The following is a 24,637-nucleotide window of genomic DNA, read 5'->3' as shown; positions in this document are numbered from 1 at the left end:
AAAACTTGTTTGACAACAAGTTTTTAACGTAAGTGTTTTTCAGGATTCCAGACAAAGCTAGCTACAAAGCTAAAGATAAAAGTCAAAATCACTAGCACGATAGCTACCAACCCCAGAGGAATGCGGTAAAGATAGGTCAGAGCGCTACGTTTTTTTCCTTTATTGTAAACAGCATTTTCAGCATCGGCTCTGTCAAATTCGGCCTGTATGCGACGGGCTACTTCCTCAATACCTTCATCATTTAAGCGTTTGATGTCTGAGATATCAATGGGATTTCCAAAATTCAAATCCACACGCTCACCTTTTAACAGTCCTTTGAAGGTTCTTGGTCCTGCATAGACGACAGGCATAATCTTAACCTTTGCCATCTTAGCAATAACTGCGACACCACCCTTGACATCTGTCGAATGACGGCTACCGCTAGGAAACATAATCAACGAACGCTGACTTTTTTTCAACATTTTAATCGGATACTTGATGGCATCTTGGCTTGGGTTTTCACGGTCAATAGGAAAAGCGCCGCACATACGGATCCACCAAGAAATCATACGATTTTTAAACAATTCTTTTTTAGCCATAAAGATAAATTTTTTAGGGCGCGTGGCAAATGCCATGTAAATCGGATCCCACCAAGTCCTATGAGGCGACACCAAAATGTAATTCTCCTCTTGATTAGGAATCTTATCTTGGTGATGATAGTGATTATTACCATTAGCAATCCACAATAAAAAAGCTACCAAGGTTCGTAAATAAGTATAAAACACATCTTTCTCCTTACTGGTTTACGTCGTCCTTACTATTTTACCATTCTTAACGTAATTTACAACTAAAAATCACATTTCTTATCCCAGACACTATCTTTATCTTACACAGGCGCTAAATTTTGCTATAATAAAACTATGACAAATCCAATTTTACAAGACGGAGAGCGTATTGACCAGGTCTTTTCAACTGATGTTAAGATTATTCAAAATAAGGCTGTTTTTTCGTATTCCATTGATAGCGTACTACTGTCACGGTTTCCAAAGCTCCCCTCAAAAGGTCTTATCGTTGACCTTTGTAGTGGTAATGGTGCCGTAGGTTTGTTTGCTAGCCATCAGACAAAAGCCAATATCCTTGCGGTAGAATTACAGGAACGATTAGCTGATATGGCAAGGCGCTCTATTTCGCTAAATCACCTCAGTAAGCAAATGCAAGTGGTCAATGACGACCTCAAACATCTTCTCAATCATGTCAAGCGCTCCAGCGTGGACCTTATCCTGTGTAATCCCCCTTACTTTAAAAGCAGTGAGACATCTAAGAAAAATATCAGTCCTTATTATCTCCTAGCAAGACATGAAATCACAACCAATCTCGATACCATTTGTGCAGTTAGTCAGCAAGCCCTAAAGAGTAAAGGCAGACTAGCTTTAGTGCATCGACCTGAGCGTTTCTTAGATATTTTAGATACATTGAGACGCTATAAATTAGCACCCAAACGTATCCAATTCGTGTATCCCAAACTAGGTAAGCCAGCCAACATGCTTCTAATAGAAGCTATCAAGGATGGCTCTTTGGATGGCCTAACTATTTTACCGCCACTCATTGTGCATAACGATAATGGTGACTATACTGATGAGCTTTTTGCCATTTATTTTGGAGATAAAGATGCCTAAAAAAACAGACAAAGCTTATATGTATGTGCTGACTTGTAGTGATGGGACACTCTACACTGGCTACACAACTGACCTTAAGAAGCGCTTAGCTACTCATAATCAAGGAAAAGGCGCCAAATACACCAAAGCTAGACTACCTGTCAGTCTCCTTTACTATGAGCCTTTCTCAAGTAAACAAGCAGCCATGAAAGCAGAATACCACTTTAAGCAGCAAAGCCGAGCTCAAAAACTCGCTTATATCAAAGCACACCAAAATACACTTGATCACTAATCAAGTGTATTTTATTATGTAAAACGCTCGACTTTCTTCAACTCATATCTTCTGAAAGATAGTCAAGTAACGCAATAAAACGCTCCAAGGACTCTTTTATAACATAGTCTTTTGAATAAGCATAGCTGACATGAAAGGCTAGCTCTTCATCAGCAACCAAAGGAATTTTAACCAAGCCTTTTACATGCGCTAAAAAAGCAAAATCACTCATCAGTGTAATGCCTAGATTTTGCCCCACCATCTGCGCAATCATCAAGGGATCATTAAAGGTTAATAAGATTTGTGCGGCATTATGGTGGCGGGCATTGAGTTTATTGAAGGCATCTAAATGAATATGCCCTTCATCTAAAATAATAAAAGGACAGTCTAGTAATTCTGCAAAAGAAATCTCTTTTTGCTGGGCTAGGGGATGTTTTTCCGAAACAAAGATATAAAAAGGGCGCTGATAGATTTCTCGTGTTATCAAATGAGGATGCTCAAGCGACTGTAAGCTTCCCAATAAGCTAAAATCCAACTCACCATCTTAATAGCTGCTGCAACAAATAACGAGATCCCTTCACATCAGATAAATTAAAATGGGCCATAAAGTCTAACGCCTCACCTTTATCAATGATAGCAGACAAGATATGCGAGCGAATCATAGGAGGTAAACCTACTCTAACTTCGTGCTGGCAACTACGGGCAATTGATTTTTGAGCAATCATCAACTCTTCTAGGACAGTTTTGATATGATTGTCCAAAATCTTTCCTTCACTAGTCAGAACAACTGAGCGATGCGAACGGTCTTTAATAACTAAGTCACACGCATAGACTTCTTCCAAACGTTTGACCGCATAAGTAATCGTAGGCTGACTAACCCCAAAAAAACCAGCAACCATGGTAAAAGAGCCTAGTTCTGCTAACTTATGAAAATACTCCAAATCTCTGATATTCATAACGTCACCTCATTAGCATTGTATCATAAATAATGGAACTTATAAAAAATTTTTATGATTTTTCAAAAAGTTGACTATAAGAAAATCTCTAGCTTATAATGCTAAATGATTCTAGCTAGAAGATCATTTTACTATATATTCATAAAGGAGTTTTTCATGAAAGCACATGCTATTTTAAATAATCCTTTCTTAAATAAAGGAACTGCCTTCACTATGAAAGAGCGCAAAGAGTTAGGTTTGGTGGGGATTTTACCTCCTTATGTTCAAACCATCGAAGAACAAGCAGAGCAAGCCTACAAACACTACCAACGTAAATCATCGGATATTGAAAAACGTCATTTTTTGATGGAAATTTTCAATACAAACCGTACGCTCTTTTACTACCTTTTTGAACAACATATCGTCGAATTTAACCCTATCGTCTATGATCCTGTTATTGCAGAATCAATCGAACAATATAGTGAGCTTTTTGTTGATCCTCAGTATGCAGCTTATCTTGATATCAATCATCCTGAAGCTATCGAAGAAACGCTAAAAAATGCTGCTGGTGATCGCGACATTCGCCTCATCGTAGCCACTGACGCTGAAGGAATCTTAGGTATCGGTGACTGGGGTGTACAAGGTGTTGACATTTCTGTCGGTAAATTGATGGTTTACACTGCTGCTGCAGGTATCGATCCTAGCTGTGTTATGCCATTAGTCATCGATGCAGGAACCAATCGTAAAGAACTACTTGATAACCCTATGTACCTTGGTAACCGTCATGAGCGTATCCGCGGTGAACAATACGATCAATTCATCGATCAATTTGTCCAAACAGCTGAACGCCTCTTTCCTAAACTCTATCTACACTGGGAAGATTTCGGTCGCTCAAACGCTGCTAAAATCCTTGACAAATATAAAGGCGATATTCCAACTTTCAATGATGACATTCAAGGAACTGGTATTGTTGTTTTAGGTGGTATCTTTGGGGCCCTTGATATCACAGGAGAAAAACTAACTGATCAAGTCTATCTCTGCTATGGTGGTGGTTCTGCTGGTGCTGGTATCGCCTCTAGGGTTCATGCTGAGATGGTCTCTGAAGGGTTATCAGAAGAAGAAGCTTACAAACGCTTCTTTATGATTGACAAACAAGGTCTGCTCTTTGATGACATGGACGACCTCACACCTGCCCAAAAACCATTTGCCAAAAAACGCTCAGACTTTGATGGCTTAGGGGACATGACAAGTCTTCTAGACGTGGTTAAGGCGGTCAAACCAACTATCTTAGTCGGCACATCTACTAATCCTGGTGCCTTTACTAAAGAAGTCGTCGAGGCTATGTGTGATAATACTGAGCGTCCTATTATCTTCCCAATCTCTAATCCAACTAAAAAAATCGAAGCAACAGCTGAACAAGTCATCACATGGTCTGACGGAAAAGCCTTTGTTGCAACCGGTATTCCTTCTGGAACCATCCATTATAAAGGGGTTGATTATCAAATTGGTCAAGCCAACAATGCCCTCATCTACCCAGGACTTGGTCTTGGTATGATTGCCTCAGAAGCTAAGCTTCTTACAGATGAGATGATTGGTGCTGCAGCGCATTCGCTTAGTGGCTTAGTTGACCCAGGACAAGCTGGTGCACCTGTACTGCCTCCTTTCCAATATGTTGCTGAAGTCTCTATCAAAGTCGCTGAGGCTGTTGCTAAGAAAGCTCAAGAGCAAGGATTAGCCCAAGCTAAAGAAACAGATATGGCAAAAGCCGTACGAGACCTCAAATGGTACCCACGCTACTAATATAGAGGAGGGCTCTCATGAAAGAATCGAAACTTTGGAGTAGCAACATTTCTGGCGTTAGTCTTCCCCTCTACCTCGGTTTTGTCCTTATCTTGGCAATTACTATCGCTATGGGCAAGCTCCCTCTCAATATGCTAGGCATTACCTTCATGTTGATTGTATTAGGGCACCTCTTTTACTGGATGGGCGAGAAACTCCCTATCTTTAATTCATATCTCGGAAGGTGGCTCTGTCTTTACACTTCTTGCTGCCTCTATTGTTGCCACATTAGGCTGGATTCCAAAAGATGTCATTTCAGCAACAGCTACCTTTATGAACGGTTGGGGATTTCTAGATTTTTACATCGCCGCTTTGATTTGTGGCTCTATCTTAGGTATGAATCGTAACCTTCTTGTCAAAGCATCCGCTCGCTTTATTCCTGTCGCTCTGCTTTCGATGGTCATCGGATTTTTTGCCGTAGGCTTTGTCGGTATGCTACTAGGACAAGGCTTTGGGCATTCTGTCATGTACATTTCTTTTGCTCAGATGGCAGGAGGGATGGGAGCTGATATCGTGCCTCTCTCAAAAATCTACGCAGGAGCACTACATACCGATGCAGGCACTATTTTATCCCAATTAGCACCTGCCACTACTCTTGGTAATATCTTAGCCATTATTGGAGCCGTCTTTATTTCTAAGGCCTTTGCTAACACTAAGTATAATGGACATGGTATTCTGATTCCAGTTGATAAAGAAGATCTAAAAAAACCTAATATCACACTAGATGCCACTAAAATTGGAGTAGGGCTAATGCTATCTTTCACACTCTTTCTCATCGGCATTATCCTAAATAGCTTTGTCCCTAAAGTACATAGCTATGCCTTTATGATTTTGATTGTCTTTTTGCTAAAAGCTTTTAATAGTGTTCCCAAACCTTTAGAGGAGACTGTTGTGATGTTCAATCAAGTCATCATGACAAACTTAACACACGCTATTTTGGCTGGTATCGGACTTTCTATGATTGACCTCTCTTCACTTCTTCACGCCATGACCTGGCAGTTTGTCCTCCTTAGCCTAACGTCTGTTGTCGCTATGGGACTAGCCAGTGCTATCATCGGCAAATGGATGGGATTATACCCAGTAGAGACAGCTATTGGAGCTGGTATGATTAACAACTCTATGGGAGGGACAGGAAATATCGCTGTTCTCTCTGCAGCAGAGCGTATGGAGATGATTGCCTTTGCTCAGATGGCAAATCGTCTCGGAGGCGCCATCGTCCTTATTCTAGGTGGGCTTCTCATCCAATTATTTAGCTAAACAAAACCACCTGTTAGACTAACAGGTGGTTTTTAGTATCAAAAAATAGTGCCGAAAATAAGTTTCGACACTATTTTTTTTCATCAATAACAAGGCGCACTTTTTTACCTTGGGTTGGTACCGAATAGACAATCGACCTTATCGCCATAATGGTCCGTCCTTTTTTACCAATAATATGCCCAATATCATCTTGATTCAAGTCCAAATGATACTCCAAAAACTCAGGTGTATCTTGTATCTTAATCGTAAACTCTTCAGGCTTAGATGTTAAGGGTTTGACAATAGCAATAATGAGATTTTCAATGGTATCCATAAGCGCTCACTTGATTATTTTGAGAATTTTGAATCGTGGAATTTCTTCATAACACCAGCTTTTGACAAGATGTTACGAACTGTATCTGAAGGTTGTGCCCCTTTAGACAACCAGTCAAGAACACGGTCTTCTTTAAGTGTTACTTGGTTTTCAGCTACAAGTGGGTTGTAAGTTCCAACTGTTTCGATGAAACGTCCATCACGTGGTGCACGTGAGTCAGCTACGTTGATACGGTAGAAAGGTTTTTTCTTAGAACCCATACGAGTTAAACGGATTTTTACTGCCATAATAAAGTCTCTTTTCTAAAATATAATTATCTGCTGATAGCCTTGCTATCAAACACTTATATTATTATAGCACATTTTGATAAGGTGTCAAGAAAAAATCTTGACAGTATTTTGGGTTTAAATCACATAAATACCGTAGTGCGATTTTTGGTTGGGACGTCTCAAACGCTCAAAGCCAAAACGTTCAAAAACATCATCTTGAAAGTGAGCTTTCATAATCACTTTATCACGCGCTACACGCTTCATTTGCTCAAATAATGCTTTAGACAGAGGTTCGTGATTAGCTAAAGGAGAGAGAGCAGAGAGATTTTGGGATTCCTGAATATTTCGGACAAACATAGGGTCATAATAGATAATATCAAAGCTTGCGTCAGCTTGTTTCTCTAAAAAAGTCTTCGCAGAGCTATGAACAGTCCTAATAGAGCGCATCGCTCTCTCCAAAGGAGCGTAATTAGAGTGATAATGGGCTAACCCATAGCTCATCACAGTATAGGGAACCAACTCAGACTCTAGTGCTGTCACCTCATGACCAGCCCCTGCCATGAGGATACTATCAGATGCTAAGCCCATAGTCAAATCAAGAACAGACTTCCTGGCCTCCCCAATCAGATACCTCAAAGGGTCATGCTCTGCTTTTAGACGTAGCATAGCTGTATCAGGATGAAAACATAACATCTGACCATCTGGATGAACAAACCTAAGACTATCTTTGTAGAGCACAAACACCCCATCATATCCTTGGCCAATACGCTTTAGAGATAGTTTATAGCGCTTTTGATAAGGTATTTGTAAAGACGTAGCTAGCGCTTTAGCGTCGTTTTCTTGACTAGCACTAGGCTTAAAAGCTGTCGTTAGAACATAAGTCATCTATATCAAAATCCCTTCCAAATGATCCATCTCATGCTGACAGATTTTAGCTTCAAAACCTGTCAAACGCAAGCGCTTCGGTTGCCACTGCTCATCCCAATAACTCACCGTAATCACATCAAAGCGACGCACCTCACGATAACCAATCAAGGATAGACAAGCCTCCTTACTCTTATAAGGGTTGGCTTTCGTTAGGATGACGGGATTAAACATCACCAAATCAAAAGCACCCAAATCAATAATAATCACACGTTTATTAACCCCAATCATATTAGCTGCCATACCGACACAATGATCTTGATGAGCCCATAACGTATCTTTTAAATCTTGTGCCAGATAACGGTCACTTTTTCTGGCTAGTGTTGATTTTTTCCCTAGAAAAAAAGGGTCTGTCACAATATCTCTAATCATCACTGCTCCAATAGTCTCTTGTTTTACTACTATTATATCATAAACCAAAATAGACTATCCACTCAACCGTAAATCACTGTCAAATCAAGCGTTTCACTTTTTTCAATAGGATTTTAATACTATTTAGTTGAATAGATGCAAGTTGTTCAGCTATTGAGGCAGTCAAGTCATTGTTTTTGAATTTTTTGACATAAGCACTTGCTACTCTAAGACTAAGAGTTTCAATCTTTTGCTCCCTTTGACACTCTTAGAGATGGTCTGCTGAGGGAGGCTTATTACATTACTGCTACAGTACTGCGTTTCATTTGCCATCAGCCAAAGGCGGCTTGCTTCATACCATAAGCATCATAACGATTCGCATACACCACAAACCAACTTTATGAAAGCACTCTTAACAGGTCACTTTAGACATCACTTCATCTCACAGTCATCGAACCATACACAAAAGACATGTCTTCATGCTCGTTTATATAACTCGCATAACCGTTGTCATTAGCAAAAAAAGCCTTTTTAAAGGCTTTTTGAGAGGCTATCACTGAAACTAAGCGTTAAAAAGATGTTCAGTCATCTACAAGGGTCACTTTATCAGCTAAAAAGGAAAAGGCTTCAGGAAGTTGTGAGCTTTCCTCATCTGTCTCTTGCTGTTTTTGAAGTTGGCGTTGCTTAGCAAAGTCCCCACGAATGCGATTAAAATCATCTTTACCGACAGCTAAGATATTTGGGGAAAAACCTGCTACTTTACTCATAATATTGCCAAAAATAGCGTTGAGATCAGAGCGCTTCATGGCCTGCTCCGCATTAAAGGCTGCCTCAAAAGCCAGGATCGCATTTTCGCTATTGGCTAAAACAGGCTCAGATCCTAGTAAAAGTGCCCTGTCCTGCACCGATAGACTATCTAAAATCTCATTCCACGCTTCTTTTAAAGCATCGAGGTAGCGACGCGACTGCTGACTATCAACAACCGTCTCTTCCATAATCGTTAAAATTTTGGCTCGATCAACCTTATAGACAAAGCTAGATTTAGGCTTTCTTTGAGCTTGTGGTAAAAATCCTTTTTGACTACCATCTGCAATGATCTTTTTAAGAGAGGATAGCTCGTCTTTTAGCGCACGAATCTGTTCTTCAAGAGCTTCCTTATCTGTTAAGGGGTTCTTATCACTTAACTCAGAGAGCGCAATGGTCATCATCTCAGCGTAAATCTTAGGTTGATGACTTGTCTTGATGATGGAAATCTGATTTGTCACAACATCAATCATGTCAAAAAGAAGCTCATTTGATAAAGCTAGATTGGCTTGGAACTGCTCACTTTGATACCCTTCTAAACCACCTGCCTTAGCTATTAAAAGATCACGAAGGTAAATGAGAAGATCCGTCACAAATCGGTTTATGCTCTTACCTTGATCAAAAATGAACGCCAACTGCTCCAAAGCACGATTAGCTTCCTGATGATAAAGCGCTGCAACGTAGTCATCTAGAGCATCTCTTGAGATACTGCCTGTAATCTCCTCAGCAATAGCTAAATTGACCTTCTTGTCGCTCGTCAGACTAAGGGCTTGGTCTAAGATGGACAAGGCATCACGCATACCTCCTTCAGCACGTCTTGCAATCAGACTAATAGCTGAATCCTCATAGCTAATCTGCTCTTTATCCAAGATAGTCTTTAGATGCTCTTCAATAGCCGTTTGTTTGATCGCTTTAAATTCAAAACGCTGTACACGTGATAAAATAGTCGCTGGAATTTTATGTAATTCAGTAGTTGCTAGGATAAAGACGACATTGTCTGTCGGCTCTTCCAAGGTTTTCAACAAAGCATTAAAAGCCCCTGTTGAGAGCATATGCACCTCATCAATGATGTACACTTTATAAGTAGCGCGGCTTGGAGCATAGGTTGACTTATCCCTAATATCTCTGATTTCATCCACACCGTTATTTGAAGCGGCGTCAATTTCAATCACATCCTCAAGGCTACCTTTTGTAATATCACGACAGATATCACAGTGGTTACAAGGCTCACCATCTACTTGATTAGGGCAATTCATGGCTTTGGCAAAAATCTTAGCAGCGCTGGTCTTTCCAGTACCTCTGGGTCCTGAAAACAGGTAAGCGTGGCTAATCTGTTCCCTTGCCACTGCTTGCTTTAAGGTCTGAGATACCACGCTTTGTCCCACCATCTCATCAAAGGTCTGACTCCGATATTTCCGATAGAGTGCTTGGTACATTATCTCGTCACTCCAAACATCGCAAAGTCCCACTTCGTATGTGCCACTAATAAGTCAATAAAAGAGCTCAGATACTCCTTATCAATCTGGTCATAATCAGCTACTTTATGAGAATCAAGGTCTAAAACACCAAGGAGCTGACCGTCACGCATGATAGGTAAGACAATCTCACTTCTAGCAGCCGAGTCACAAGCTATATAGTTGGCATGTGTCGTCACATCATCGACAATCATAGGGACTTGTGTTTGAGCTACTTCACCACAAACACCCTTACCTAAGGCGATACGTACACAAGACACATGACCTTGAAAAGGCCCTAAAATAAGCTCTGTCCCATCGTATAAATACACACCTGTAAAGACAGAATTAGGCAGAGTTGTCTTTAATAAGGCAGAAGCATTTGACAAATTCGCCAAAGCATTATCCTCATCAGCAAAAAGCGCCTCTGCTTGCGCTAACATCAATTGGTAGGCTTCGATTTTTTTACTATTTTCCATGTCTTCATTATATCATGATTTATCACTTTGGTGACTATTCTACTGTATCTTTTTAACAAGTCTAGCAATAAAAAGATCGCCCTTACGGACAATCTTTTATTAGTAGTATTCTCCTTGACGATAATCCCAAGAATTAAAAGTATCAGAGAGGTGCATCATGATTTTATCAATATCAAGTCCTTTTCGAATAACAACAGGACACGGTGTGATAGAGCGACTAGCCTCTCCTTGTTGTGGAATTAGATTACCTTCCTTATCAACCATAGACACCATGACCCCTTGCTCATAGCGAGTCTCAACCGTTTTATCAGGCTGGATAGACGCGACATAATCATCTGCTTCAATAACAAGGTCAACCATAGACTCAATGCGCTCTCCAATACCTGCTACCTTACCACGATTTCCTTTTCCTGAAGGATTAGCAGAAGAGGCATAGACCATACGTCCTTCTTGTTCCCACATTTCTTTAGCTAACTGTTCGCCAGCTTTACCAAACTTGATAACAAAACAAGATGTCTTGCGTGTATCTGTCATCAGCTCTTCACGACCATCCCCAATAGCCACTAAATCCTCATAAGCATCCTCTCTCCAAGGTAGGATACAACCCAATAAAATATCCTCATCCCAATGTTTTTGATAAAATGCATCAATTTCTGGAGTCAACTGAGCTAGACTGCGTAACTCTTCCATAGAACCACAAAGCACCACTCCAGGCTTATTGCGCTTACGCTCCTTAGCTTCAAATTTACGCTCCAAACCTTTCTTATCAGCTGTCATGATAATGTAGCCAACCTTTGTCGGACAGACAATCACACCGCCTTCACCTTTCATAATCTCAAATCCCTCGTGTGAAAGATTACCGTTCCATTGGATATGTTTTGTCATTGCTTTTCCTTTCTCTATATCATTTATTTGCCATAAACAGAATTGTCTGTTTTTTATGTTATAGTTTAACATCTTTAAAGAGCTTTTTCAATGCTTTTTTCAGATTTTTTTGAATTTTTTATATCTTTTTCTCGTCCTCTAACCAATAAGCTGGACGCTGTTTTTCATAAGCAGTGATAAGCTCCTCATACTGGAGTGTAATACCAATATCATCCAAACCATGTAAAAGCTTATGCTTCCAATCCGCATCAATCTCAAAGCTAAACTCTCCCACAGGTGAGTAAATCATCTGCTCTTCAAGATCTACTGTCACCTCATCTTCTGGATTAAGCTGAGCCAAAAGCTCTCTCACATAGAGTGGCTGAACAATAGGTAAGATGCCATTATTTAACTCGTTATTATAGTGAATATCCCCAAAAGAACCTGCTATCACCACTTTAAACCCATAATCTGCCAAAGCCCAAGCGGCGTGTTCTCGGGATGAACCAGCCCCAAAATTATCCCCTGTAATGAGAATGGTCGCCTGTTTGTATGGCGTTTGATTAAAGATAAAGTCTGGATTTTCAGTATAGTTGTTATCTAAATAACGCCACTCATACATCAAGTATCGTCCAAAGCCTTTTTTATCAATCAGCTTTAAAAACTGCTTGGGTAAAATCTGGTCAGTATCGATATTGTCATTCATCAAAGGCACTGTCGTGCCCTTATATAAGGTAAATGCTTCCATCATACCTCCTCATCAATCGTCATCTCTAGTTGCCTCACATCTACAAAACGCCCTGCAATTGCAGCGGCGGCTGCCATGGCTGGACTGCACAAATGCGTCCTAGCTCCAACACCTTGACGATCCTCAAAATTACGATTACTAGTCGAAGCAGCGTGAATACCTTCAGGTACCTTGTCTGGATTCATCCCCAAACACATGGAACAACCTGGATCTCGCCACTCAAAGCCTGCGTCTGTAAAAATTTTGTCTAAACCTAAGCGCTCAGCGGCGTGTTTAACAGGTCGGCTACCAGGTACGACAATAGCTGTCATGCCTTTTGCAATTTTCTTCCCTTTGACAAATCTGGCTGCCACCTTCAAATCACTCAAGCGAGCATTGGTACAAGACCCCAAAAAGATATAACCCAACTTAATATCACCAATCTTTTGACCAGGCTTTAGCTGCATATAAGCGTACGCCCTCTCGTCATTCATATCCTGTATCTCAGGAAAAGGCTGGTCATAACCTACACCCATTGCAGGATTAGTCCCCCAAGTCACCATAGGCGCTAATTGAGAGACATCACACTCAATCACCTTGTCATAAGTCGCATCACTGTCTGATACCAAGGTCTGCCAATCTTTTAGCGCAGCGCTAAAATCACTAGGGCGATGTTTCGTTTGCGACAGGTAATCATAAGTCTTCTGATCTGGATTCATGATCCCCATTTTTGAGCCAAATTCAATAGACATATTGCAGATAGTCATGCGCTCTTCCATACTCAGAGCTTCTATAGCTTCACCTTGATATTCCACAACATAGCCCACACCAAGCGCTACTCCATGCCTTGCTATAAGCGCTAAAATATAATCTTTGGCATACACACCTTTTGGGGCTTTCCCGGTAAATTTCACCAACAATTTCTTAGGCTTTACTTGCCAGATAGTCTGAGTCGCAAACACATGCTCTACCTCAGTTGTTCCAATACCAAAAGCAATCGCTCCAAAAGCCCCATGTGTAGCGGTATGGCTATCCCCACAAACGATAAACTTTCCAGGTTGAGTCCGCCCTGTCTCAGGTCCAATCATGTGAACAATCCCTTGCAAATCAGATCCATGTGCGGCATGAGGAATATCAAATTCTTTCACATTTCTCGCTAAAGCATCCATTTGTGCTTTTGAGATGACATCTCGAATATCGTAGATATTAACCGTAGGTACATTATGATCAAAAGTACCATATGTCAAATCAGGTCTTCTGACCCTTCTACCTGCCTCTCTAAGGCCATCAAAAGCTTGAGGACTTGTCACCTCATGAATATAGTGCTGATCGACATACATGAGCTGTGGTTCACCCTCTACACCTTTTATGACATGTCTATCCCACAGTTTATCAAAGATAGATTTTCCACTCATCTGCTTCCTCTTTTCTATCTCACTGACACTAATCGTGCTATAATCGCCTCAGTCATCTCTTTAGTACTAGCATTACCACCCAAATCTGCTGTCAAAATACCGTCTAACAGTGCCTTCTCAACAGCTCCTTCAATCATAGCAGCCCCTTTTTGCTCCCCAAAACTCTCACGTAACATCATGGCTACCGATAAAATCATACTGATAGGATTAGCTATCCCTTTATGCGCAATATCAGGCGCTGAACCATGTATCGGCTCATAAAGACTGGGGCCATTATCGGAATGACTAGCCGATGGCATGACACCTAAAGTACCAGAGAGAACACTTGATTCATCTGATAAAATATCTCCAAATAAATTTTCAGTAACCAAGACATCAAAACGCTTAGGATTGGTGATCATCGTCATCGCGGCACTATCGACAAGCTGATGCTCTAGGATGACATCAGGATACTCTTTAGCGACTTTTTCAGCTACCTGACGCCATAATTTTGAAGTGGCAAGTACATTTTGTTTATCGATACTAGTCACTTTATTTCGTCTATGTCTAGCTAGCTGGAAAGCCTTATGCATTATCCGCTCAATCTCAACAGCTGTGTAAGAATTGGTATCACATGCTCGATCAGCTTCTAACACATGCTCTCCAAAATAAATCCCGCCCGTCAACTCACGAACTACTATAAAGTCAACACCTCTGATACGATCATTTTTTAGAGGAGACAGGTGTTCTATGGCCTCAAACAGCTTTACAGGTCGAACATTAGCAAATAAATCCAGCTCTTTTCGAAGAGCTAATAGACCTTGTTCAGGACGAATAGCTGCTTTGTCATATTGAGGACTACCAATTGCCGCAAGCAAAATCGCATCAGCTGACTTCGCAGCTTTAAGCGTTTCCTCAGGCAAAGGATGTCCATGACTGTCGATCGCCGCTCCTCCAAAGTCATAGGCTCTCGTCTCATAGCTAAAGCCGACTTTTTGAGAAACACAGGCCAGCACCTCAAGTCCTGCCTGCATAATTTCAGGACCGATACCATCACCTGCTAAAGTCACTATATGATATGTCATACTCCTTACACCTCTTTTTCTGATAAGCGCTGTGTTATCTGACCTCTATTTTCCTTTTGCGCCAAAGCATTCGCATTGATATAAGCGATAGCTCCTGCCTTTAGCACATCAAAATCAATCCCTGAGGCATTAAAGATAGTGCCAGTGTCTTTATTTTCAATCGACACCGATACACGCGCTTGCGCATCAATGCCATCTGTCACGGCATCAATCGTATAGCTAAGAAGCGTCACATGTTGGTTGAAAAAGAGATCAATAGCATTGTAAATCGCCTCAACAGAACCTTTTCCAGTAGCACTGATAGAGACTTGTTCTTGATCTGTATTGACCATCAAGACTTCTGCACTAATCGTCTCATCGCTGTTTGAGCTTAACCTTAGATTATCAAAACGAAAACCTTCTGGATTGTCAATGTCAACACCAGCTACCAAAGCTATGATATCAGCATCAGTAATAGCCTGTTTTTTATCGGCCAGTGCTTTAAACTTGGCAAATAAAGTATTTAGCTCTTCTTCATTAAAGTCAAGATTCAAATCATGCAGTTTTTCCACAAAAGCATGACGACCAGACAATTTGCCCAGTGGTAAGGCATTGTTAGTCACACCGACCAGCTCAGGTGTAATGATTTCATACGTTAGTGGGTTTTTAAGGACACCATCTTGATGAATACCAGATTCATGTGAAAAAGCATTGCCTCCAACGACTGCCTTATTTTTAGGAAGGGGAATTCCTGAGAAGCGAGACACCATCTCAGAAGTATGGAGCGTCTCTTTTAGACAAATGTCACTGGATACGTTATAGTATTCCTCTCTGATTTTAAGCGTTACAGCGACTTCTTCAAGAGCAGCATTACCAGCTCGCTCACCAATACCATTGATAGTACCTTCTACTCGCCTTGCTCCATTTTTAATCGCAGACAGGGTATTAGCCACAGCCATACCTAAGTCATTGTGGCAATGCGGGCTAAAGATAATCTCACGCTCTGACTTGATATGGCTAATCAAATACTTAAAGATATTCCCATACTCCTCAGGTGTGCTAAAACCTACGGTATCTGGGATATTGATATAAGAGGCCCCTGCATCCACAGCAGTCTGACACACTTCTAAAAGATAATCAAGCTCGGTGCGTGTCGCATCTTCTGGAGAAAATTCAACCACATCAAACCGCTCACGCGCATAAGCGACATGCTCTTTAATAATTGCTAAAATCTCCTCTTTTGACTTGTTGAGCTTAAAACGACGATGAATAGGACTCGTTGCAATAAAGACATGGCACTGAGGATACTTCGCCTCTTTAAGGGCTTCATAACAAGCATCAATATCTGATTTGACAGAGCGTGCCAGACCAGATACTGCAGTCCTTGTCATAGCTTTTGCAATCTCCCTAGCCGCTTCAAATGAATCAGGACTAGCTGCAGGAAAGCCCGCTTCAATAGAAGATACTCCCCATTTTTCCAACTGTTTTGCAATAGCTAACTTTTCTTTGATGGAAAAATTAACGCCTGGTGTCTGCTCACCATCTCGTAATGTCGTATCAAGAAATTCAACTCTTTGCATAGTTTCACCTTTTCTAATAATCTACTAAAAAAACACCCCACTACCAAGCGAGGTGCTTTTTCCCGCTTGGTAAGCCAAACAGGACTAATGCTCTTGCATCAGCCCTCCCTTATCAACAACAAAACTGTAGATACTGTAATCATTTGACTCTCTCCTTGGATGTTTATAGATAATAGTGTACAATTTTCAGATTATTTTGTCAATAGAAATTGCCATCTTTTTTCATGAAAAAATGAAAGATTATCAACTATAACAGCAATTTAGGTTATCACGTGTTATACTATACAAATACATAAAAGATGTATAGTTAGTGAGCATATCATTGGCTTAGTCTATGAAAGTGTGTTAAACTTGAAGGGTATCATTGATTGAAGCGCTTTCTTATTAATCAATAATAACACTTCTATTCTATTTTTTTAAAGGAGACTTATCATTATGAGTCAAGGAAAAATCACTGCTTCTGCAGCTATGCTTAACGTGTTAAAAACATGGGGAGTAGATACTATCTATGGTATTCCATCTGGAACACTTAGCTCATTGATGGATGCTCTTGCTGAAGATAAAGACATCAATTTCTTACAAGTACGCCATGAAGAGACTGGTTCTCTAGCTGCTCTTATGCAAGCTAAATTTGGTGGCTCAATCGGTGTCTGTGTGGGTTCTGGTGGACCAGGTGCTACACACTTGATTAACGGTATCTATGACGCTGCTATGGATGCAACACCACTTCTTGCTATCCTTGGATCACGCCCAGTTAATGAATTGAACATGGACGCTTTCCAAGAATTGAACCAAAACCCAATGTATAACGGTGTTGCTGTCTATAACAAACGCGTGGCTTACGCTGAGCAATTGCCAAAAGTAATCGACGAAGCTTGCCGTGCTGCTATCGCTAAAAAAGGGCCAGCTGTTGTTGAAATCCCTGTAAACTTTGGTTTCCAAGAAATCGACGCTGATTCTTACTATGGTTCAGGTTCTTACGACCGTACCTTTATCGCACCTGCTTTGAACCAAGCTGAGATTGATAAAGCTGTTGACATCCTAAACAATGCTAAACGCCCTGTTATTTATGCTGGTTTTGGTGGTGTTGGTGCTGGCGAGGTCGTTACAGAGCTTTCACGTAAAATCAAAGCACCTATCATTACAACTGGTAAAAACTTTGAAGCGTTTGAGTGGGACTACGAAGGCTTGACTGGTTCAGCTTACCGTGTCGGTTGGAAATCAGCTAACGAAGTGATCTTTGAGGCAGACACTGTTCTCTTCCTTGGATGTAACTTCCCATTCTCAGAAGTGTACAACACTTTCAAAAACATTGAAAAATTCATTCAAGTTGATATTGATCCTTACAAACTTGGTAAACGTCATGCACTAGATGCTTCTATCCTTGGAGATGTCAAAGACGCTACAAAAGCTATCTTAGACAAAGTCAACCCTATGGAATCTACTCCATGGTGGCGTGCAGTTGTTAAAAACAACCAAAACTGGCGTGATTACATGAACAAGCTTGAAGGCAAAACTGAAGGTGACCTTCAATTGTATCAAGTTTACAATGCTATCAACAAATATGCTGATGACAATGCTATCTACTCAATCGACGTGGGTAACACAACTCAAACCTCTACACGTCACCTTCACATGACCCCTAAAAATATGTGGCGTACATCTCCACTCTTTGCAACAATGGGTATTGCCCTTCCTGGTGGTATCGCGGCTAAAAAAGACAACCCAGATCGCCAAGTGTGGAACATCATGGGAGACGGTGCCTTTGGTATGTGCTACCCAGACGTGATTACAAACGTTCAATATGACCTTCCAGTTATCAATGTGGTCTTCTCAAATGCTGAGTATGCCTTCATTAAAAACAAATACGAAGATACTAACAAACACTTGTTTGGTGTTGACTTCACAAACCCTGACTACACTATGATTGCTGAAGCCCAAGGTGCTGTTGGTTTACGTGCTGATCGTATCGAAGACATCGACGCTGTTATCAAAGAAGCTGTTGAATTAAACAAGGCTGGTAAAACGGTTGTTGTTGATGCACGTATCACTCAACACCGTCCACTTCCAGTAGAAGCACCTGAACTTCGCTTGGATCCAAAAGCTTACTCTGCTGAAGAAATCGCAGCCTACAAAGAAAAATACGAAGCTGAAGAGCTCGTACCACTACGTCTCTTCCTTGAAGAAGAAGGACTTGAGTCTCGTAACTACAAATAATCCTAAAAAAGAGAGGTAAACCTCTCTTTTTTTTATTCTTCTGTCAAGATACTATCAATCTTGGTATTGATCAGATCAATAGCCACAACATTGCTGACACCCTCAGGGATAACGACATCAGCATAACGCTTAGTAGGTTCGATAAATTGATGATACATAGGCTTAACAACACTCGTATATTGTTCGATAATGCTATCAAGACTACGACCACGCTCCTCCATATCACGCTTAATGCGGCGAATAATACGAATATCATCATCTGTATCCACAAACAACTTAATATCCATCAAATCACGTAAACGTTTATCCTCAAGCACCAAAATCCCCTCAACGATGAAAACATCTTGAGGCTCTTGACGATAGGTCTCATCACTTCTAGTGTGCTGAGTGTAATCATAGATAGGAATATCCACAGGACGCCCTGAGATCAGCTCATTGATATGTTCAATCATCAAGTCCGTATCAAAGGCTAGTGGGTGATCGTAATTAGTCTTTACACGCTCCTCAAAAGTCAGATGGCTTTGATCTTTATAGTAAGAATCGTGTTCAATCATGGCAATATTTTCATCTGGAAAATTTGCCAAAATAGCTCGTGACACACTGGTCTTTCCACCACCAGAACCACCTGTAACGCCAATGATAATTGGTTTTTTACGCATATACAACTCCATTTCTCGACATATTCTTATCTATTTTACTATAAATTACGTCATATGGGAATAGTCTTGGCTTTTAGATAGCTTTCTTTTTCAAAAAGTCTCTTTCACGCCATTAAGGCTAATTTTTTGGTATAATAAAGAAAAAGAAGAGACGAGGTTTTACTATGCATCCATTTCCAGATGTCTGGAAAACGCTTTTAACAAAGCATGATATCACTCAATTTACGGCTATTCAAGAAGCCCTTTTTACGCCCATCTCAGAAGGACACAATGTTCTTGGCATCAGTCCGACAGGTACAGGTAAGACCCTTGCTTATCTACTACCTGCACTCTTAAAACTCACTCCTAAAAAAGCCCAACAACTGCTTATATTAGCCCCAAATTCTGAATTAGCAGGGCAACTCTTTCACGTCACAAAAGAATGGGCAGAGCCTATCGGATTAAGGGCACAGGTCTTCTTATCAGGCTCTAGCCAAAAAAGGCAAATCGAACGTCTCAAAAAAGGACCTGAAATTCTCATCGGGACGGCAGGTCGTATTTATGAGCTGATCAAGCTTAAAAAAATTAAAATGATGTCTATCGATACGATCATCCTAGATGAATTTGACGCTCTTCTAAGCGACTCTCAATATTCATTTGTTGAGCGTATCTGTCACCATGTCCCACGCCAACATCAGATGATTTACATCTCAGCGACACATCAAATCAACAATAACTTACTAGCAGCAGACACACAGACTATTGATGTCAACCAAGATACAAGCCCTGATATCAGCCACTACTACATCAAGCTTGATAAGCGTGACAAGACAGATTTCTTACGAAAATTAGCCAATATAGATGATTTTCGAGCACTGGTTTTCTTTAATAACCTGTCTCATCTAGGGGCTTGTGAGGAAAAACTGCAATACCACGGTGCTTCAGCTCTGTCTCTAGCTAGTGATGTTAATCTCGCTTTTCGAAAAGTGATCCTAGAGCGTTTTAAAAAGCATGAGCTGTCTTTATTGTTGACGACTGACTTACTAGCTCGTGGTCTTGATATTGAGGCATTAGACTATGTGGTCAATGCAGAGCTACCACGTGATAAGGAAAGCTACATCCATCGAACAGGTCGTACAGGGCGTATGGGGCGCTCTGGAAGTGTCATCAATATCATCACCAATAAAGAAGAATTAAAACAATTACATACCTTTACCAAGGCTCGTCAAATCACACTTAAACATCAAAACTTCCACCTAATCGACTAAAAAAACGCCAATAGGCGTTTTTTAATATGTTTTAAGACGTTTTTCTAGCTTTGTTTGATAATATTCTAAGATAAAGCATAAGGACCAATAGATAAAACCTACTAAGATGTACATAGACATATAATCCCATTCACGCCCACCAACAATTTTAGCATTTTGGAAAATATCAGGAACTGTAATCATCGCAGCTAAAGATGAGCTTTTGACCATGTCAATGACGACATTTCCTAAAGGCGGTATGGCAATCCGAAAGGCCTGTGGCAAGATAATTTTTCTAATCACCACTTTTTGAGATAAACCAAGTGCTACTGCTGCTTCCCATTGCCCCTTATCCACCGCTTCAATAGCTGAACGAAACACTTCTGAGATATAAGCAGCACTCACTAAGCTAAAGCCGATATAAGCACACAGTAAAGCTGGTAACTCCATATCCAGATAAGGCAAACCAAAATAAAGCATAAACAAAACAACTATCATGGGAACTCCGCGCATCGTTGATACATAAATCCTAGCTAAAATAGCCAGCATAGCCTTATTTGAGCGCCTCATAATGGCAATCAAAATCCCTAAGACAGAGCCTGTCATAAAGCTTAACGCCGATATCCCAAGTGTATAGGGCAATCCTGAGAGAACATAAGGGATGCTCTTGATTATAAGAGCGATATCAATAAACATAGACTACTCCACATCTGAGACATCAATGACAGGGTAATCATAATCTTTTTCTTGAGTGACATCTTGGCCTGCAAAGAATTGCTTAGATAACTTTTGAAGAGTACCATCTTGACGCATATCCTCAAGCGTGTCATTGGCTTTTTCTTGCAAGGTTGTATTGCCTTTTTTTATCGCAAAATTAGCCTGTGAAGGGTTATAATAAACACCTTCTAAAATCTTTACTGGAATATCTGGTAAGGCACTTGAGGCCATTTTTTGCAGATAGTAGTCATTGAGGATGACATCTGTACGTGCATTAGCAACATCACGAAGGTAAACATCATTGGTCACATTATCATAAATAACTAATTCAGCACCATATTTTTTAGCCACTTTCATGTAAGATGTCGTCGCTGCACCTGCTGCTTTTTTCCCTTTTAAATCCTCCAAGGAAGCAATACCTGAGTCATCAGATTGTCTCACAATCATAGACCCAAAAGAATATTTATGAGGCGTTGTATAGAGAAATTTCTTTGCATTTTTACTATCTTTTTCGATAGAATAACCTGCTAGATCAATTTGGCCACTATTAAGAGCGGTCAACATACCATCGACATTCATTTCTACAAACTCGACCTTCAAGTCTAAACGTTTAGCTACTTCTTTAATGATCTCCACATCATACCCTGTCAGATTATTCTTATCATCATGATAAGATTGAGGATAAAGAGTACCTGAGGTAGCGACTTTAATCGTTTTTGAAGAGGCAATCGTCTCCCAATTTTGCGAACTTGATGCCTTACGACAAGCTACAAGACCTAAAGTCACTAGCACACATAAGGCAAGAAGTGATAATATCTTTTTCATAAACAATCTCCTTTTAAAAATAGGTAAACTTAAAAACGCTTACCTATTGACAATACCGATTTTCCAGCATTTATTCAACTATTTAGCTCTCGCGACTCAGAATTCTATTGTATAAAAGCCCCTATCTCCTCTAATTGTCTTGCTACAGCTAATAAGATATCCTCTCTTCCTTTAGCTGCCACCAACTGGACGCCTAAAGGTAAGCCTGCAGAAGTCTTATAGACAGGTAGAGATATAGCAGGTTGACCTGTCAGGTTCGCTTGTTGGGTAAAAGGTGTCAAGGAAAGACTTTTTTCAAACATAGTCCAAATCAGCTCTTCTTGCTCCTGCCTTTGATAGTGTTCAATCTCGCTAAGCGCTTCTTTTAGAGAATGAGATAAGTCAAACTGATGGTGTTTAGGGGCTACATCAGCAGTTGTCGGTGTCAAAAGCAAATCATAGTGCTGGTGAAAACAATGCATCTGATAACTATAACTGTCCCACTTGGCAAGTAGCTGAGCATAAGTCACTGCATCAATAGATTGCCCTGTCTTAAAGATAGACCAAGTCATCAATTCCATATCATCTTGTCTTAGCTGACGTCCTAAAGAGTTTTCCATCTGTTGAAACATCAAAGCTGTCTCAACACTATTGACAAGATAATACGTTTGCATCGCCTCTCTACCGTCAATGATAGCCTTATCAATCACTTCAACCTCATGACCCAAGCTTTGTAATTGCGAAATCGTCTGATTCAGCGCAACTACAGCCTCACTTGATACAGAGCTGTTAATAGGCGAATCATAAGAAACGGCAATACGTAACTTTTTAAAAGACCTATCATCTAAAGCAAGCTTCGAGAGGGTGGGTAAAGGAAAGGGGCTTTCTAGCTGACAGGTCTGCAAATGATAGAGTAGCCTTGTCGTATCTCGCACAGATTTGGTCAAGGCAAACTGGACCGAAGCTCCTTGCCAACCGCGAAAACTTCTTGGTCCAACAGGTATGCGCCCTCGACTTGGCTTTAAACCAATCAAACCATTAAATGAGGCAGGAATACGAATAGAGCCACCACCGTCGCTGGCTGCTGCCAGAGGCACCATACCAGATGCTACCGCAGCTGCCGCTCCACCAGATGAACCACCACTATTACGACTAATATCAGCTGGTAAATTAACAGAACCGTGCAAATCGCTATCTGAAATATTTTTAAACCCAAATTCAGGTGTATTTGTCCGACCAATGATAATGAAACCTAGGCGTTCCAAGCTTTTCACATAATGGTCTGTCTCTGTCATAATAGTCTTTTCTAGCAGACGAGAGCCACATGTAGAAGGTTCACCAGCCATTTCTTGTCCCAAATCTTTAAGTAACAAGGGGACACCAAAAAAGGCTTGCCCCTGAAAGATGGCTTTACTAGCTTCGTCTAAAGCTTTTTCAAATCGCTCACTAACAACAGCATTGACTCTTTTATTTTCTCGCTCAATAATCGTAATCGCATGCTCCACCAATTCCTTAGGGCTGACCTGCTTCTTTTGAGCAGCCAAAGTCATCTCACTGGCATCTTTAAACATAAGTCTCCTCCTTCTCATCTCATTGTATCATAACCATTCCCAAAATAAAAAAAGAGAACCCTAAGGTTCTCTTTTTAGCTATCTACATAAGGAAAGCATATGTTCGCTTCTACAGCAATTCATGATACTTATTCAACTAACTCAGTTCTTGAGCCTACAATCTCTGTGACAGAGGTTGTATAAGAATAAGGTATCGTCGTAGAAGTCAGCTCACCTTCTTCCCAGTACTCTTCCTCACTAGCTGATGTGATTGCCTGTGTTTGTGCACTCATATCTGCTGCTTGGGCATACTCCTGAGTAGGAACACTAGCATTGGCCTGTGCTGGGGTTTCTTCAGAAGAAACTTCCGAACGTTCACTTTGAGAGGTCTCAGATGCTTCACTGGAAGTTGAAGACGATGAGGTAGATGCTGAAGAACTACTCTTCTTAGTAGATATGCTAGATGAAGTTGATTTTTGACTGGTAGCTGTCGCTTGTCTGTTAGATGATTTTACAGAACTAACGACGCCTATCCCAACAATACTAAATACAAAGAAAACTATCAATAACCAATTCAACAAAACACGTAATGGTTTGACCTTACGGACACCATATTTTTTAGTCCTTATAACTTCAGCAACAAATAATGATACAAATGCCACCAAGGTTATAATAGCAATACTAATTAGAACAAACATAATACCTTTACCTCATATGTTAGATAACTCATCTCCATATTAACGCTGACCACCTTGTGCTCCAAACTTGTTAATCAAGCTTGGAGCTAGCAAAGTGATTAGGTGTCTTATTCGTCACGTTTTTTGCGGCGAGCAAGACCTGATAGACCAAGTGTTGCCATCAATACACCACCAACAGTTGCGGCAGTTGCGGCATTAGACTCATCACCAGTTTCTGGAAGTGTTTGACGTACTTTACGTACTCTCTCACGACTATAAACGGTTTCGTAGCCTTCGACAACTTGAGTACGTGTTTCGTAAATTGGAACTTCACGTGTACCTGGTTGTTTAGGCTCAGCCGGTGTTTCTGGAGTTTCCGGAGTTTCTGGTTCTGGAGTCTTAGATTTTGTAAATGGTTGTTCAGTATCCTTAGTTGGATCGTCATTTGGAGTGTAGGTATTGTTTGTACCATCTGGATTTTGTGGGTCGTAACCATCTGGAGTCACTGGTGTGTTATTTCCAGTTACCTTACTTGGATCGTTTGGATCGTTTGTGTAAGGAGTCTTAGGTCCGATTGGGTTACCATCTGGATCAACTGGTACATAGCTTCCTACTGGTTTGTAGACAA

Annotated in this window: 23 protein-coding genes and 2 pseudogenes; 6 read left to right on the top strand and 19 right to left on the bottom strand. The window is 40.6% G+C overall.

Annotated elements, in window-relative coordinates; genetic code table 11:
* Positions 1-23: 23 nt before the first annotated feature.
* Positions 24-764, bottom strand: coding sequence for a lysophospholipid acyltransferase family protein (locus ACLN19_RS05085; RefSeq protein ID WP_413383964.1), 741 nt, complete (start codon positions 762-764; stop codon positions 24-26).
* A gap of 135 nt (positions 765-899) precedes the next feature.
* Here ACLN19_RS05085 and ACLN19_RS05080 point away from each other — a divergent pair, with 135 nt between their 5' ends.
* Positions 900-1,655, top strand: coding sequence for a tRNA1(Val) (adenine(37)-N6)-methyltransferase (locus ACLN19_RS05080; protein WP_413383962.1), 756 nt, complete (start codon positions 900-902; stop codon positions 1,653-1,655).
* Positions 1,648-1,926, top strand: a complete 279-nt coding sequence (locus ACLN19_RS05075) for a GIY-YIG nuclease family protein (RefSeq protein WP_413383960.1) — start codon at positions 1,648-1,650, stop codon at positions 1,924-1,926. Before ACLN19_RS05080 ends, ACLN19_RS05075 begins: the two co-directional genes overlap by 8 nt.
* Positions 1,927-1,963: 37 nt before the next feature.
* Here the strand turns inward: ACLN19_RS05075 and ACLN19_RS05070 are convergent.
* A pseudogene (locus ACLN19_RS05070) lies at positions 1,964-2,861 on the bottom strand (LysR family transcriptional regulator).
* 156 nt (positions 2,862-3,017) lie between these two features.
* Here ACLN19_RS05070 and ACLN19_RS05065 point away from each other — a divergent pair.
* The gene (locus tag ACLN19_RS05065) at positions 3,018-4,640 is read left to right on the top strand and encodes a malolactic enzyme (protein WP_413383958.1); all 1,623 of its coding nucleotides are present in this window, start codon (positions 3,018-3,020) and stop codon (positions 4,638-4,640) included.
* A 17-nt stretch (positions 4,641-4,657) separates the two neighbouring features.
* Positions 4,658-5,936, top strand: a pseudogene (locus ACLN19_RS05060) (2-hydroxycarboxylate transporter family protein).
* Positions 5,937-6,006: 70 nt separating this feature from the next.
* Here the strand turns inward: ACLN19_RS05060 and ACLN19_RS05055 are convergent.
* The 11 genes from ACLN19_RS05055 to ACLN19_RS05005 all read right to left on the bottom strand — a co-directional run bounded on the left by ACLN19_RS05055 (position 6,007) and on the right by ACLN19_RS05005 (position 16,159).
* Entirely contained in the window at positions 6,007-6,249 is a 243-nt protein-coding gene (locus ACLN19_RS05055; RefSeq protein WP_413383956.1) for a KH domain-containing protein, read from the bottom strand.
* Positions 6,250-6,263: 14 nt separating this feature from the next.
* Entirely contained in the window at positions 6,264-6,536 is a 273-nt protein-coding gene (gene rpsP, locus ACLN19_RS05050) for a 30S ribosomal protein S16 (RefSeq protein ID WP_413383954.1), read from the bottom strand.
* Between the two features lie 117 nt (positions 6,537-6,653).
* Positions 6,654-7,403, bottom strand: a complete 750-nt coding sequence (locus tag ACLN19_RS05045) for a class I SAM-dependent methyltransferase (RefSeq protein WP_413383952.1) — start codon at positions 7,401-7,403, stop codon at positions 6,654-6,656.
* Complete coding sequence (locus ACLN19_RS05040; protein ID WP_413383950.1) at positions 7,404-7,814, bottom strand: peptide deformylase; 411 nt, start codon at positions 7,812-7,814, stop codon at positions 7,404-7,406. It lies immediately after the preceding gene.
* A 560-nt stretch (positions 7,815-8,374) separates the two neighbouring features.
* Positions 8,375-10,033, bottom strand: coding sequence for a DNA polymerase III subunit gamma/tau (dnaX, locus tag ACLN19_RS05035; RefSeq protein ID WP_413383948.1), 1,659 nt, complete (start codon positions 10,031-10,033; stop codon positions 8,375-8,377).
* Complete coding sequence (locus tag ACLN19_RS05030) at positions 10,033-10,530, bottom strand: GAF domain-containing protein (protein WP_413383946.1); 498 nt, start codon at positions 10,528-10,530, stop codon at positions 10,033-10,035. Before ACLN19_RS05030 ends, dnaX begins: the two co-directional genes overlap by 1 nt.
* Before the next feature lie 99 nt (positions 10,531-10,629).
* Positions 10,630-11,415, bottom strand: coding sequence for an L-threonylcarbamoyladenylate synthase (locus tag ACLN19_RS05025; protein ID WP_413383943.1), 786 nt, complete (start codon positions 11,413-11,415; stop codon positions 10,630-10,632).
* A 118-nt stretch (positions 11,416-11,533) separates the two neighbouring features.
* The gene (gene leuD, locus ACLN19_RS05020; protein ID WP_413384032.1) at positions 11,534-12,142 is read right to left on the bottom strand and encodes a 3-isopropylmalate dehydratase small subunit; all 609 of its coding nucleotides are present in this window, start codon (positions 12,140-12,142) and stop codon (positions 11,534-11,536) included.
* Positions 12,142-13,536 (bottom strand): 3-isopropylmalate dehydratase large subunit, encoded by a 1,395-nt coding sequence (leuC, locus tag ACLN19_RS05015; RefSeq protein WP_413383941.1) that lies wholly within the window; start codon positions 13,534-13,536, stop codon positions 12,142-12,144. Before leuC ends, leuD begins: the two co-directional genes overlap by 1 nt.
* Positions 13,537-13,550: 14 nt before the next feature.
* Positions 13,551-14,600: a 3-isopropylmalate dehydrogenase gene (gene leuB / locus ACLN19_RS05010; RefSeq protein ID WP_413383939.1), complete on the bottom strand. Its 1,050-nt coding sequence runs from the start codon at positions 14,598-14,600 to the stop codon at positions 13,551-13,553.
* A gap of 5 nt (positions 14,601-14,605) precedes the next feature.
* A complete protein-coding gene (locus tag ACLN19_RS05005) occupies positions 14,606-16,159 on the bottom strand; it encodes a 2-isopropylmalate synthase (RefSeq protein WP_413383937.1) in 1,554 nt (517 codons plus the stop codon).
* Between the two features lie 435 nt (positions 16,160-16,594).
* On the opposite strand from ACLN19_RS05005, the gene spxB reads away from it, so the two are divergent.
* On the top strand, positions 16,595-18,376 hold the full coding sequence (spxB, locus tag ACLN19_RS05000) for a pyruvate oxidase (RefSeq protein WP_413383934.1): 1,782 nt from the start codon (positions 16,595-16,597) through the stop codon (positions 18,374-18,376).
* 32 nt (positions 18,377-18,408) lie between these two features.
* Here spxB and udk read toward each other — a convergent pair whose 3' ends face one another.
* Positions 18,409-19,035, bottom strand: coding sequence for a uridine kinase (gene udk, locus ACLN19_RS04995; RefSeq protein ID WP_413383932.1), 627 nt, complete (start codon positions 19,033-19,035; stop codon positions 18,409-18,411).
* 164 nt (positions 19,036-19,199) lie between these two features.
* Between udk and ACLN19_RS04990 the strand changes: the two genes are divergently transcribed.
* Entirely contained in the window at positions 19,200-20,282 is a 1,083-nt protein-coding gene (locus ACLN19_RS04990) for a DEAD/DEAH box helicase (protein WP_413383930.1), read from the top strand.
* Between the two features lie 21 nt (positions 20,283-20,303).
* Here ACLN19_RS04990 and ACLN19_RS04985 read toward each other — a convergent pair whose 3' ends face one another.
* The 5 genes from ACLN19_RS04985 to ACLN19_RS04965 form a co-directional block, all read right to left on the bottom strand.
* Positions 20,304-20,957: an amino acid ABC transporter permease gene (locus tag ACLN19_RS04985; RefSeq protein ID WP_413383928.1), complete on the bottom strand. Its 654-nt coding sequence runs from the start codon at positions 20,955-20,957 to the stop codon at positions 20,304-20,306.
* Positions 20,958-20,960: 3 nt separating this feature from the next.
* On the bottom strand, positions 20,961-21,803 hold the full coding sequence (locus ACLN19_RS04980) for a transporter substrate-binding domain-containing protein (protein ID WP_413383926.1): 843 nt from the start codon (positions 21,801-21,803) through the stop codon (positions 20,961-20,963).
* A 104-nt stretch (positions 21,804-21,907) separates the two neighbouring features.
* Entirely contained in the window at positions 21,908-23,353 is a 1,446-nt protein-coding gene (locus ACLN19_RS04975) for an amidase (RefSeq protein ID WP_413383924.1), read from the bottom strand.
* A 128-nt stretch (positions 23,354-23,481) separates the two neighbouring features.
* The gene (locus ACLN19_RS04970; protein ID WP_413383922.1) at positions 23,482-24,030 is read right to left on the bottom strand and encodes a hypothetical protein; all 549 of its coding nucleotides are present in this window, start codon (positions 24,028-24,030) and stop codon (positions 23,482-23,484) included.
* 107 nt (positions 24,031-24,137) lie between these two features.
* A partial coding sequence (locus tag ACLN19_RS04965; RefSeq protein ID WP_413383920.1) for an LPXTG cell wall anchor domain-containing protein occupies positions 24,138-24,637 on the bottom strand: 500 nt, incomplete at its 5' end.

It is taken from the genome of Streptococcus lishijunsis (assembly GCF_047290665.1).
In the GTDB taxonomy this organism is placed as follows: Bacteria; Bacillota; Bacilli; order Lactobacillales; family Streptococcaceae; genus Streptococcus.
Note: the sequence above shows the minus strand (reverse complement) of the source record. Positions and strands in the feature narration are given on the sequence as shown.

Coding starts and splice junctions, on each gene's coding strand:
- ACLN19_RS05025 (WP_413383943.1), bottom strand. CDS start 11,415: ATGACAAAACATATCCAATGGAACGGTAATCTTTCACACGAGGGATTT.
- ACLN19_RS05045 (WP_413383952.1), bottom strand. CDS start 7,403: ATGACTTATGTTCTAACGACAGCTTTTAAGCCTAGTGCTAGTCAAGAA.
- ACLN19_RS05075 (WP_413383960.1), top strand. CDS start 1,648: ATGCCTAAAAAAACAGACAAAGCTTATATGTATGTGCTGACTTGTAGT.
- ACLN19_RS05005 (WP_413383937.1), bottom strand. CDS start 16,159: ATGCAAAGAGTTGAATTTCTTGATACGACATTACGAGATGGTGAGCAG.
- ACLN19_RS04985 (WP_413383928.1), bottom strand. CDS start 20,957: ATGTTTATTGATATCGCTCTTATAATCAAGAGCATCCCTTATGTTCTC.
- udk (WP_413383932.1), bottom strand. CDS start 19,035: ATGCGTAAAAAACCAATTATCATTGGCGTTACAGGTGGTTCTGGTGGT.
- leuB (WP_413383939.1), bottom strand. CDS start 14,600: ATGACATATCATATAGTGACTTTAGCAGGTGATGGTATCGGTCCTGAA.
- ACLN19_RS05040 (WP_413383950.1), bottom strand. CDS start 7,814: ATGATTAGAGATATTGTGACAGACCCTTTTTTTCTAGGGAAAAAATCA.
- leuC (WP_413383941.1), bottom strand. CDS start 13,536: ATGAGTGGAAAATCTATCTTTGATAAACTGTGGGATAGACATGTCATA.
- ACLN19_RS04970 (WP_413383922.1), bottom strand. CDS start 24,030: ATGTTTGTTCTAATTAGTATTGCTATTATAACCTTGGTGGCATTTGTA.
- ACLN19_RS05065 (WP_413383958.1), top strand. CDS start 3,018: ATGAAAGCACATGCTATTTTAAATAATCCTTTCTTAAATAAAGGAACT.
- ACLN19_RS04990 (WP_413383930.1), top strand. CDS start 19,200: ATGCATCCATTTCCAGATGTCTGGAAAACGCTTTTAACAAAGCATGAT.
- ACLN19_RS05030 (WP_413383946.1), bottom strand. CDS start 10,530: ATGGAAAATAGTAAAAAAATCGAAGCCTACCAATTGATGTTAGCGCAA.
- spxB (WP_413383934.1), top strand. CDS start 16,595: ATGAGTCAAGGAAAAATCACTGCTTCTGCAGCTATGCTTAACGTGTTA.
- ACLN19_RS05055 (WP_413383956.1), bottom strand. CDS start 6,249: ATGGATACCATTGAAAATCTCATTATTGCTATTGTCAAACCCTTAACA.
- ACLN19_RS04980 (WP_413383926.1), bottom strand. CDS start 21,803: ATGAAAAAGATATTATCACTTCTTGCCTTATGTGTGCTAGTGACTTTA.
- leuD (WP_413384032.1), bottom strand. CDS start 12,142: ATGGAAGCATTTACCTTATATAAGGGCACGACAGTGCCTTTGATGAAT.
- rpsP (WP_413383954.1), bottom strand. CDS start 6,536: ATGGCAGTAAAAATCCGTTTAACTCGTATGGGTTCTAAGAAAAAACCT.
- ACLN19_RS04975 (WP_413383924.1), bottom strand. CDS start 23,353: ATGTTTAAAGATGCCAGTGAGATGACTTTGGCTGCTCAAAAGAAGCAG.
- ACLN19_RS05080 (WP_413383962.1), top strand. CDS start 900: ATGACAAATCCAATTTTACAAGACGGAGAGCGTATTGACCAGGTCTTT.
- dnaX (WP_413383948.1), bottom strand. CDS start 10,033: ATGTACCAAGCACTCTATCGGAAATATCGGAGTCAGACCTTTGATGAG.